Consider the following 11,771-nt stretch of genomic DNA (forward strand, 5'->3'; position numbering starts at 1 on the left):
GCTCCTTATTTCACAGTTTCTACTTCATACATCGCTTTTAATGATTTCGTTTCTAGTGCTTGTCCCCATGCTTCTTTATATGTGCCACGAGCTTTTTGGAAACGTTCATTTAACTTAGTGACCATATTTGCATCTTGCAGTATTTCCTTTATGTGATCGAAGCCTAATCGTTCTGTCCAGTAGGCAGTACGCTCTCCATAAATACCAGTTTCACGATAATATTGCATGTAAGCTGTAGCGATGCGAAGGACATCATCTTCAGTAGGGACAATCATTACAAAATCAGCTTCGCGTACTTCCGTACCACCATTTCCGCCAATATAAAGTTGGTATCCATTTTCGACACAAACAACGCCAAAATCTTTCGTCAGTACTTCCGCACAGTTACGCGGACAGCCCGTTACACCCATCTTCATTTTATGAGGTGTATCTACCATTTCTAATGATTGTTCAAGCAACATACCAAGTCCTAATGAATCTTTCGTACCGAAACGGCAGAAACGAGAGCCAACACATGATTTTACATTACGAAGAGATTTTGAATACGCATATCCAGAAGCCATATTTAATTCAGCCCATACGTTAGGTAAATCTTGTTTCTTAACACCGTATAAGCCAATTCGGCTCGCACCTGTAATTTTCACAAGTGGAACATCGTACTTTTTCGCAACTTCAGCAATTTTCATTAAATCATCTGCTGTTGTAACGCCTCCGTACATACGTGGAATAACAGAGAAGGTACCATCGTGCTGGATGTTACCATTCATTCTTTCATTCACGAAACGGGATGCTTTATCATCTTCATATTCTTCTGGAATCGCCATACGTAAATAGTAGTTTAAAGCAGGACGACATTTCGAACATCCATCTTCATGTACAAAACCAAGAACGTTTCGTACTTCTTTTGGAGATTTTAAACCTTTCTCATGAATGGCCGCTACGACTTCATCACGTGATAAAGGTGTACATCCGCACATACCGGTAGACTGCGCAGAAGCATCAAAAGCATCTCCAAGTGTATGAGATAAAACTTGTTCTACAAGCGGACGACATTTACCACAAGACCCTGCGGCTTTCGTACAGCCTTTAACTTCTTCAAAAGTCTTTAACTCTTGTTCTAAAATGGCGTGAACGATTGTGCCTTTCGTAACACCATTACATCCGCAAATTGTGTCATCCGCACTCATAATAGCAACGTCAAGTTCACATTCTTCACCAGCTTTGTGAAGAATGGAAGCTGGTGTATATTCTTGTATATCTTCTTCTTTCTTTAACATGCTAAAGAGGCGTGTACCGTCAGCTGTATCACCGTATAAAACGATACCGACGACTTTATTATCACGAATTAATACTTTTTTATAGGAACGTTTACATTCATTAAAGATGGATATTGCTTTCGTTTGATCATCTTCATAAATTTGGCCAGCAGAGAATAAATCACAACCAGCAACTTTTAATTGTGTACCGACGATACTGCCCGAATATCCATCAGTTTGTAAATTTGTTATATGTTTTGCTAATATCGCACCTTGTTCATAAAGAGGAGCAACAAGTCCATATGCGATACCGTCATGCTCTGCACATTCTCCAACTGCATAAATGGACTCATCATTTGTTAGCATATAGTCATTGACTACAATACCGCGATTTACAATTAGACCAGCATCTTTTGCTATTTGCGTATTTGGGCGTATTCCGACAGCCATTACGATTAAATCACAATCTACAACTTCACCGTCTTCAAATTGAATGCCCTCAACATGGTCTGTACCAAGAATTTTTACAGTTTTCTTTTCCATTAAAAACTTCATGCCTTGTGCTTCTAAATCTTCACGCAGAAGAGCAGCTGCTTTCGTATCTAGTTGTTGCTCCATTAAGCTAGGCATTAAATGAACAACATGTACGTCCATTCCTAAATCAATTAGACCTCTTGCGGCTTCTAAACCGAGTAACCCGCCACCAATGACAACGGCCTTTTTCTTTTCTTTAGCGGTATCTATCATAAATTGTGTATCTTCAATAGTTCGAAATCCTGTTACACCAGAAAGTGCGGAACCTTCAACAGGTAAAATAAAAGCACTAGAACCTGTTGCGATAATGAGCTTGTCGTATGTAAGAGTACGCTTCTTTTCTGTAATAATAATTTTTTCTTCTCGATTAATACTTTGCACTCTTTCATTCGTATACAAGGTTATTTCGTTTTCTTCATACCAACTGTATTCATTCATAATGATATCTTGCATATTTGTTTTGCCTTGTAAAACATGAGAGAGCATAATGCGGTTGTAGTTTGGATGCGGTTCATCTCCAAAAATAGTAATCTCATATGAATCACTATCATGTTTTAAGATTTCTTCCATACAGCGAATGCCAGCCATACCATTTCCGATCATAACTAAACGTTTTTTCATTTTCGTTTCCCCTTTTTATGTGAAATGTTGAACAAAGGATTATATTTTTATTATAGAAAATCAAATAAGGGGGAGATGTGATATTTATCACATTTTTATAATGATTCACAAATTGTTAAAATTCGGTTTTATGTGAAGGGGATGTGAATATTTTTCGCGAAACGAAAAAGCAGGCCATAAGTATTTACACTCATGTCCTGCACTTGATTTATGCTTTCGTAATGGCACGCGGAAATAAAATATTATTTTCTAAATGAATATGCTCAAATAAATCAGACTCTAGCGCTTCGAGGCGTTGGTAAACAAGTCGATAAGTACCGCAAGCACCTTCTGGAGGAGTAAAGTCATTTGTCACTTTACGAAGTTCTTTTATAATATTTCCAGCATGATTGTGCTCATTTTCTAGTTCATTTACTACTTTACGTAACTTAGCATAGTTTTCATTAGTTGGATTTTGTTCAAATTCTAAAATTAATGGAAAATCTTCCATTTCTTCTTTAATTAAATGCTGTTCTAATTCCATTTTAAGTTCATGAAATAGCTTATGAATTTGAGCTAAATGAGGCTGACTTGCCCCATGAACACGTAATACTTTTGTCACATATGGACTTAACTGCGGTAATTCTTCATTTAAATAGCGGTGATGCTTATTTATAACATAATCAATCAATTCACGATAAGAAGCATTTTTCCAATCAATTTCCGATTCATTTAATCGTTTCGTATTATGATAAAGCATATTTAACTCTGTAAGCACTTCAGTAGCTGATAAATTTCTTTCATGAATTGCATCAATAAGTGGCTTATTACCGCCACAACGAAAATCTATTCTATATAATTTAAAAAGATCACTAGCTTTCGGAAATTGTGTAACAATCTCACCAACAATTGAAGTTTCAGTAAATGTATGTTCCATATGAATGCCTCCATAAAATTTTAATGTAATATCTGAATTAAGAATAGCGATAAATTAAAATCTATGTAGTGATTGAAATCACTTATTCTGTGTCGTTTTTGAGAATAATAAGAAGAATGTTATTAAAATACGGGGGAAAGTAATAAGTGGTAATGTTTTACGTTAATAAAAAAGAAGCTTAGTAAAAGCTTCTTTTTTATTACTATTTTTCACATGCAATTCCATCGCCATCACGATCAAGATGAGAGCTATAACCTGGTTGCACTTTATGTAAAGGAGCTTTCCCAGCTGCTCTAACTGCAGCACAATTTTTGTAGTATGCACTATCAGTATTACCATTAGCTGGTTGTGTTTGAGCTTGCTGTGCTTTTTGTTCTTCTTGTTGTTTGCGAGCTTGTTCATCAGCCAGACGTTTTTGTTCTTCTTGTTGTTTGCGAGCTTGTTCATCAGCCAGACGTTTTTGCTCTTCTTGTTGTTTACGAGCTTGTTCATCAGCCAGACGTTTTTCATCCTCTTGCTTACGAGCTTGTTCTTCGGCTAGACGCTTCTCATCTTCTTGCTTTTGAGTTTTTTCGTCCGCCTCTTTCTTTTCTAGCTCTTTTTTCTGTTCGCTATCTTTTGGCTCTTCATTATTAGAGGCAACTTTTGTACTAGTTGCTGTCGTTTTTTCAGAAGAAGGAGCTGAAATACCTAATAACGCAACAAAAATGACAAATAATACAGCTGTAATAATAAATTGTTTTTTCGCTACACCTGTTTTCTTAATAACAGATAAGATTGCTAGAACAAGGAAGAATATAAATAGAATGAAACTTAAAGTAGAAAAAAAACTCGACGACGGGGTGTTCCGATTTTGTTGTACCAGCCGTTATTAATATAATAGAAATCATAAAAAGAATAACGGTAGGACGTCCATATTGTTTTGCTTTTCCATTTTTCTTAAAGAATGAAATGATACATAAGATTAAAAGAATAAAAGCAATAAAAAATAAAGCTGCACCAATATTACTTAAAATTGACATTTTCATACCTCCATTTGTAAGGTTCTTCTTATTGATTATATAGGAATTTATTGGATATCACACGTTTTGTATAAATTTAGAAAATTAATATTTTTAATAGACTCATAAACATTTATTTTGTATATAAGGAAAAATGGATATATTTCCTATTACTTTTTGAAAGAGATTTCATAAATTATAGTATATCGATTGAAAGGAGGAGATTTGAATGGAATTTCAATTGTTGGTAACTTGTATATTACAAGAAGGTAATGCTTACTTTTTAGTAACGAAGGTAGATGATGTTATTACGTTAAAAGTACCGATTACTGCGGGAGTAGCAGGTTTATTTTTAGCTTTAGGTGTACCAAGATGTTCTTAATTTAAATCTCTATAGTAGAAGAGGAAGGGACATGCCTTCCTTTTCTACTATTACATAATATAATTATGTAAACTTAAATATCATATTTATGATAGCACGTTTGAAATGGACATGCATATACTATAATGTTTCATTGGATGTTAGCGGCGAAAGGTAGTTTTAATACGTGAATCCAGTGATATTTTTAAGCTATGAAAATAAAAGAGGTGCTATTATATATGAAAAGAAAAACATTGGATATTCCAGTTACATTGCGAAGAGAGTGGTTTTTAATAGAGTTAGCTCATTTAACGAAAAAATATGGAATTGAAATTGCAACTAGTAAAATGGATGCTGCACCGTTTTTAAGAGATCAAGTTACGGAGTCAAAGATAGGGAAAGGGCTACAATACGATAAATATGATGATGAGTATATAATTGAAAATTAAAGGGTAACAACAAAATTAAATTAATTTATAACAAAATATAAAATAAAGCAGATTCTAAATATAGAATCTGCTTTATTATGAAATACTTGTAGTCAACTAGCCTCTTTCTAGTGTTTTTCCTACATATTTCTCTTGCGTTATTCCAAAAGAGTCACGAAGAATGCGAGCATAATCTTTAGATTCTATTGGTCGTTTATTTTTGGTGCCTTTAAAGGTTTCTGTATAATTTTTATTTGTTAATGATATGTGACCATAAGTAGTTAATTTACAAGTGATAGCTCCTTTATTAAAAGGAGATTCTTTATGCTCTACAATCACTTTTTGAATCTTATTCACTTTTTTCTCATCTATTGGATCTACAGTGAAAGCATAGCCTATTTTCCATTCGTTTGAAGGTTCAGATTGTAAGAAACTTGTAGATTCCCCGTTAGCTCCTTTTCTCATTTCTAAAATATGCGTACCTTTTCGAGTATTTCGATTACGAATTCGATATTCTCCTGTTTGAGAGGAGATGACTTCTCCGTTAAAAGGGACTGGATGTAAAGGGAGATGAGATGCAAAACCTGCATCCACAACATAATCTTTATCCTCATGACTTAATATGATAATGACATGACCATCATCGGGTTTCCATTTATTATCGTAAAGGTCATAAACAGTACCGGCTACTTTGTATACTTGAAACCCACAATCAATTAAAAAATAATACAATAGGGAGTTTAATTCATAACAAAGTCCACCTCGTTTTTGAATAAGTAACTTTTCTATTAAGTTATCTTTTGAGATATTTTTAATAGTACCAGCCATAATATCAAGATTTTCATAGGGGAGAATCATTCCCATTTTCAAGAGAATTTCATCTAAATCATCAAATGTTATTTCTTTTGCAGGAATTTCTAAGCGTTTAAAAAACTCCTTTTGTAATTTGGTCATCATAAAGTATTCTCCTTTCTTTTTACAGAATTTTCTTCTGTTCACCGATAGGTTAGTACTTCTAAAAAGTTAATTCAAGTGTGCGGAAATTATCATAATATATGTTTCTGGAAATATGATTTTCTATTCGGAAATTTCAGTTTAATTTTTAATCGTAGGAAAGTCTTATAATACAAGCTCCTTTAAAATTAGTTTGTATTTAATGAAAAGAAAGTACATATCTTTATTATATTTTTAAATAACTAACTAGTAATAAAATGTTTTTTTACTAAAATTTTTTCAAGATTTGTATGCTTTATATAAACAATAATGATTTAAAAAATATCTGGGTGTAGCGAAGTTAACAATTATTGAGAAACTTTTTTGTCGTATTCTATCAAAAGGAAGAGGTAGAAACAAAGAGAATAACGAGAGTTAAGGAAGAGGGTATACAACTAGTAACCTTCTAAAAATAGGGCTAACATCTTTTAAAAATAAAAGATTAGCTATTATTAAGGAAGGGAAAATATAAAATATTATAAAGAACACCTTCTTTCAAAAAAATAGGGGGAGTAATATGCGACTGATGAGAAGATGTGTGGCCTTACTAATTGTATTTTTTATCATGGCTCCAACGATTAGCACAAATGTACAGGCAGAAGTTGTAAAAGAGCTTGGAAAGGGGTTTCCTGATACAGAAGTATTCACACCTGGAGAATGGTTTTTAGGCCAAAAACCTGCTAATTATGATGAGAATAAACCGCCAATTCTCTTTGTACAAGGAAGAAATGGTAATGCTGATAGTTGGTATGGCAAGACAGTATATCATGATATAAATGATATGTATGATTATGCTTTAAAAGCAGGCTATCAAACAGTGTTTATACAATTGTATGATGCTGCAGGGAAAGGTTCGGCTAGTCAGTGGGATAACGGAAAATTGTTAGCACAAAAACTTGAAGAAATATATAATCATTTCGGTAAAAAAGTTAATATTGTAGCGCATAGTAAAGGTGGTATTGATACACAAGCTGCATTAGTTGAATATGGTGCGAATCGATTTGTTGGAAATGTTATTACACTTGCTACACCGCATCACGGCTCAAATTTAGCAGATTTGTCATATAGTTGGTGGGCAGGGTGGCTTGCTTCTATATTAGGTCAAAAAGATGATGGTACGTATTCGTTACAAATAGGTGAAATGGCAAAGTTTCGTTCAATAATAGATAACAACCCAGCAGCTAAATTAAACCGTTACTATACGGCTACTGGAACTAGCTGGGGACCAACATTTTCTGCATTATCTATGGGCGGGTTATATTTATCATCGTACGGTTCAAATGATGGACTAGTAAATGAATGGAGTACGAAGCTATCGTACGGTACACATTTATTTACAGATTCCAGATTTGATCATGACAATATAAGAAAAGGATCAGCTGTTTTTGCACGAATTGAACCATATTTACGTACGACAAATGTGGGATTACCAGCTTTAGTAGCATCCAGCACTAGTTCAAATGAAGATCTAGAACAATTAAATACAACTTCAAATCAAAATATTTTAGGAGGCGAATTACCACAAAATCAGTGGATAGAGCAAAGTATTTCTGTTGATAAAAAGGCTGAAGGAATAGTTTCTGTACTAACTGCTTCTTCTGATGTAGAAGTACAAATGGTATCTCCAAAAGGAAAAATCTATGCAAATAAAGATAGCGCTATAACTACTGGTGAAGGCGAATCTTTCTTTAATGGGGCGACAATTAGAACGTTTAAGTTTGATAAATTGGAAGTAGGCGAATGGAAAATCAAAATGATGGCGAAGCAGTCGAAAGATGCATATTTAGTTGTAAGCGATTACAAGGATGATGCACCATTTGTTCTTCGAATGCCTACAAAAGTTAAAGTAAATAAACCTGAGTATAAACTGAAAAAATCACCTGTAGCACCTGAAATGAAAGGGGATCTTTCCATAACAGTAAGAGTCGTTAATAAAGAAGGTAAGTTAGTCTCTGAATTTAATGAATTACAAAATGTTAATACGAATACATTTACAGGTGCTTTGAAAGATATAAAACAACCGGGAGTATATAACGTTACGATGGATATAAAAGGGATGAATAAAGAAGGAAAACCATATAATCGTACGATTGTTAAGTCGGTTTATGTAGAGAAATAAGGAAGAACAAATAAGTATAATAAAAAAGTGCAGAAATCTTGTGTTAGAAAGAATTCTGCACTTTTTTATGTGGGGAGAGATAATAGAAGTTGAAAAAAACTGTTATTCAATAAAAAAAGATGCTGAAATAGCATCTGAATGTGAAGAAATAATTTTAACTTAGTTTTGTAACTGTTAATTCCACTGAATTTATACCATTGTCACAAGTTACAATACTTTGACGATTAAAACCACTATTATTTCTAAGTTGAAGAGTTGAATTAGCAGGCACTGTAACAATCGTTTCGCCAACGAGTTGAAGACATTCGTTATTTGATGAAGTATTCATTTGAATAGCGAAATCACCTTGACTATCAGCAAGTGGATTGTTATTTAAAAATATAGTTATGACTGGGATATGTGGAAATACAGGATTTAAAGTAGTATTAATACTGGAAATGAACGAAACTCTATAATCACCAGCTTGTCTAAAGTGTATAGTAGTAGGATTTAGTAAGGAAACGCCTCCTGCTAAAGGTCCAACGTAATTAAATGAAAAAGGATCGCCAAAAGGAACAGTTATAAATTCAGTTTGCCAAAAAGTTCCGTATGCAGGACAGCTTCGTGTATGTGAATGGTCACATGAACATTTTTTATTTGAACTGGAAGAAGATTTGCAGGAGCATTTTTTATACGAGTTTGAAGAATGATAGTATGAACCCAATATATTACCTCCTATTCTTAATAAATTTAAATCACATAGTAGTTTATGAAGATGAATCACAATTGGCGTGTATGCTTGTACTATAAAAGGAGATAGATTTGGAATATAAAGTGGTCAAATGATGAAGTGTAGTATTTGGGTATTACCTGTAACACCTTTTGAAGATGATAAGGTTTATAATTTGATAGAAAAATAAATGGAATTTCTAAATAGAGTGAAGTAACGAGGAAACGTTTATCCCGCTATTTTCCGAGCAGTAAGACTCCCACCTCAAAATTCAGCGAAAGCAAAGAAGTTAGGTGGGGGATGAATTAAACCCCCACTCATTAAAATTTTACTTTACTATATTTATTTAGTCTGATAAAACAGAAATATTACCTTTAGCTGTATGGATGTTATCATTTGGTGAAGTTATGATATTTAACTGTATGTATATTAGGCTATTCAGTTTATCTTTTATTTGCGTAGCTGAGCAGGAAAAAGTCAGAAAATATAGAATAATGTACATATGAAGCATCATTTGTTTTTGGTGTGAATAGTAATTAAAGATACGCTAAAATATTTAAAATTGTAACGAAAGAGAGATTAAATAATAGAAGGAGCAACTTACATGGAAAATATATTAAAGGTATCTTCAAAATCAAACCCAAATTCAGTCGCAGGTGCAATAGCAGGAGTACTAAGAACAAGTGGTAATGTGGAAATTCAAGCGATTGGGGCTGGAGCTATAAATCAAGCGATTAAAGCAATTGCGATTGCAAGAGGGTTCGTCGCTCCAAGTGGTATTGACTTAGCTTTTGTTCCAGCGTTTCAAGAGATTTCTATCAATAATGAAGAGAGAACAGCGATTAAATTAATTGTAGGCCCTAGAAAGAAAAGGTCTTAGTAGAAGAGAGCGTTACTATAAGGGAAAAAGCTAATAAACTTCCCAGGTTAGATACGTTATTTTATGTAACCGATCCTTGGGTGTGGACACGGCATTATACCGGACTCATGTCTGTTAATTTCTCCTTAAATTTAGCGCGTGTTCTAGATACTTAAAAATGCCAAATCCTTTGTGATATAAGGGATTTGGCATTTTTGATGTTTTTAAAAATAAACAACCCTAAAACTGCTCATTTAGAAGATTTAGTTTTAGTAGCGGCCATTGAACGTTTTTATGATAGTTTACCTGATAAATAGAAGAGTTTACCAATGAAAAGTAACTGGGGGATTCAAAAAATGAATCAAACTATTTTAGAGAAAGTCCTAAAATTTCGGGACGATAGGAACTGGAAGCAGTTCCACAATCCTAAAGATTTAGCTATTTCTCTTTCTTTAGAGGCGAGTGAGTTGTTGGAGAATTTTCAGTGGAAAAGCAGTGAGGAAGCTGTAGAAACAAAAAAAGAAGACATGAAAGATGAGTTGGCAGATGTACTCATTTATTCAATGTTGTTGGCAGATCAATTGGATATTGATTTAGAAGAGATTATTATAAACAAAATAGAAAAAAATAATAAAAAATATCCAGTAGAGAAATCTCGAGACTCTAAAAAGAAATATAATGAAATTTTAAAAAGGTGGAATTAAATATGTTATATCTTTTTACTGCAAGTAATGATAGTGCTATAAAAAATTTGGAAGCTACTATTGAAAAACCATATCCTATTTCTAAATGTTTAGCAGATTTAGATGCCGATACAGTAACTAAACTTAAAGATAATGAATTACATGAGAATGTATGTGGGGAGCAACTCCTGGTTCTTCAAATGTTGATAGATGGGAAAAGTTAAAAGAGGGTGACGGGATTTTAGCATATTCTAAAGGGGAATTTAAGTTTTTCGGGACAATTTTTGCTAAGACTCATAACCCAGATGTAGCTAGGGAAATTTGGAAAACAAACGATAATGATGAAACTTGGGAATACATCTATTTTATTAAGGATCTAAAACCTGTAAACATTAAAGCAATCGAATTCGCAGCTTTCTTTGGCTACAAATTGAACCATACACCACAAGGATTTACTAATATTGATTCAACAAAATTAGAAATTAAATTAGCAAAATATAAATCTATTGATAATATTATTAAAGCGTTGAATGAGAGCTTTATTCTTTCTGAGGATGAGCAAGAGGAAGATATGTATCAGGCTAATATTGATTCGGATTTTAGTAAAGTAAAGATTGCAGAAGAAGAGAAACCGGAAAATCGAAAAAAAACTAAAATGGAATCTGGTAGGGAAGTATGGCCTCGTGATCCGAAAAAAGCTAAACAAGCTATTAAACAGGCAGAATTTAAATGTGAAATAGATGACACACATGAAACATTTGTATCGGAAGCCAGCCGAAAAAATTATATGGAGGCCCATCATCTAATACCGTTAAGAATGCAACATGATTTTGAAAATAGTTTAGATGTTGTTGGAAATATAGTTAGTATATGTCCGAACTGTCATAGGTTGATTCATTATGGAAGAGACAAAGATAAGAAAAAAGTTTTAGAACTTCTCTTTGAACAAAGAAAAGATTCTTTGAAGAAGTTCGGTATTGAGGTATCTCTCAAAGAGCTATTTGGATACTATGGAATTCTAAAATAAGAATATTCATAGCTATAGTGAAGGTAGAATGTTTCATACTTAAACATAGCTATTATTGTGATGGAAATTTAAATTTCGTCTTTTGAAAGTATCAATAATTTGTATTATTTTTATAGGGTTATATATATTTCTTTTGCTCTGCTGTATAGCAGAGCTCTTTTTTTGTCGTACAAAAGCCACCTATATATGTGAAGTGGGCCCCCAATGTTTTGGGGTGTGGTTAAAATTGGGGGGGGGGGAGTGCGGGGGGGGGGGGGGGGTTTT

Annotated in this window: 11 protein-coding genes and 1 pseudogene; 7 read left to right on the forward strand and 5 right to left on the reverse strand. The window is 33.4% G+C overall.

Annotation, left to right across the window (positions count from 1 at the left end):
• Window positions 1-5: 5 nt before the first annotated feature.
• From nirB to MR169_RS19660, 3 genes and pseudogenes are all read right to left on the reverse strand, one after another.
• Entirely contained in the window at window positions 6-2,411 is a 2,406-nt protein-coding gene (gene nirB / locus MR169_RS19650; RefSeq protein ID WP_242319875.1) for an NADPH-nitrite reductase large subunit, read from the reverse strand.
• Between the two features lie 208 nt (window positions 2,412-2,619).
• Window positions 2,620-3,327, reverse strand: a complete 708-nt coding sequence (gene ric / locus MR169_RS19655) for an iron-sulfur cluster repair di-iron protein (protein WP_242319876.1) — start codon at window positions 3,325-3,327, stop codon at window positions 2,620-2,622.
• Between the two features lie 202 nt (window positions 3,328-3,529).
• Window positions 3,530-4,349, reverse strand: a pseudogene (locus MR169_RS19660) (excalibur calcium-binding domain-containing protein).
• A gap of 208 nt (window positions 4,350-4,557) precedes the next feature.
• Between MR169_RS19660 and exsG the strand changes: the two are divergent.
• The gene (gene exsG / locus MR169_RS19665; protein WP_000395679.1) at window positions 4,558-4,710 is read left to right on the forward strand and encodes an exosporium protein ExsG; all 153 of its coding nucleotides are present in this window, start codon (window positions 4,558-4,560) and stop codon (window positions 4,708-4,710) included.
• A 218-nt stretch (window positions 4,711-4,928) separates the two neighbouring features.
• Window positions 4,929-5,138: a hypothetical protein gene (locus MR169_RS19670; RefSeq protein WP_000824207.1), complete on the forward strand. Its 210-nt coding sequence runs from the start codon at window positions 4,929-4,931 to the stop codon at window positions 5,136-5,138.
• Between the two features lie 96 nt (window positions 5,139-5,234).
• On the opposite strand, the gene MR169_RS19675 is transcribed toward MR169_RS19670, so the two are convergent.
• Window positions 5,235-6,074, reverse strand: a complete 840-nt coding sequence (locus MR169_RS19675) for an arylamine N-acetyltransferase family protein (RefSeq protein ID WP_242319877.1) — start codon at window positions 6,072-6,074, stop codon at window positions 5,235-5,237.
• Between the two features lie 553 nt (window positions 6,075-6,627).
• Between MR169_RS19675 and MR169_RS19680 the strand changes: the two genes are divergently transcribed.
• Window positions 6,628-8,229: an esterase/lipase family protein gene (locus MR169_RS19680; protein ID WP_001238707.1), complete on the forward strand. Its 1,602-nt coding sequence runs from the start codon at window positions 6,628-6,630 to the stop codon at window positions 8,227-8,229.
• Between the two features lie 154 nt (window positions 8,230-8,383).
• Here MR169_RS19680 and MR169_RS19685 read toward each other — a convergent pair whose 3' ends face one another.
• Complete coding sequence (locus MR169_RS19685; RefSeq protein ID WP_242319878.1) at window positions 8,384-8,932, reverse strand: preprotein translocase; 549 nt, start codon at window positions 8,930-8,932, stop codon at window positions 8,384-8,386.
• A 610-nt stretch (window positions 8,933-9,542) separates the two neighbouring features.
• On the opposite strand from MR169_RS19685, the gene MR169_RS19690 reads away from it, so the two are divergent.
• The 4 genes from MR169_RS19690 (at window position 9,543) to MR169_RS19705 (ending at window position 11,507) form a co-directional block, all read left to right on the forward strand.
• Window positions 9,543-9,818, forward strand: a complete 276-nt coding sequence (locus tag MR169_RS19690; RefSeq protein WP_242319879.1) for a stage V sporulation protein S — start codon at window positions 9,543-9,545, stop codon at window positions 9,816-9,818.
• Window positions 9,819-10,153: 335 nt separating this feature from the next.
• Entirely contained in the window at window positions 10,154-10,501 is a 348-nt protein-coding gene (locus MR169_RS19695; protein WP_044797225.1) for a nucleotide pyrophosphohydrolase, read from the forward strand.
• A gap of 2 nt (window positions 10,502-10,503) precedes the next feature.
• On the forward strand, window positions 10,504-10,704 hold the full coding sequence (locus MR169_RS19700; protein WP_241669928.1) for a hypothetical protein: 201 nt from the start codon (window positions 10,504-10,506) through the stop codon (window positions 10,702-10,704).
• Entirely contained in the window at window positions 10,653-11,507 is an 855-nt protein-coding gene (locus MR169_RS19705) for an HNH endonuclease (RefSeq protein WP_229172705.1), read from the forward strand. Before MR169_RS19700 ends, MR169_RS19705 begins: the two co-directional genes overlap by 52 nt.
• The last annotated feature ends 264 nt before the right edge of the window (window positions 11,508-11,771 follow it).

Source organism: Bacillus cereus group sp. BfR-BA-01349, from assembly GCF_022663795.1.
Taxonomy (GTDB): domain Bacteria; phylum Bacillota; class Bacilli; order Bacillales; family Bacillaceae_G; genus Bacillus_A; species Bacillus_A cereus.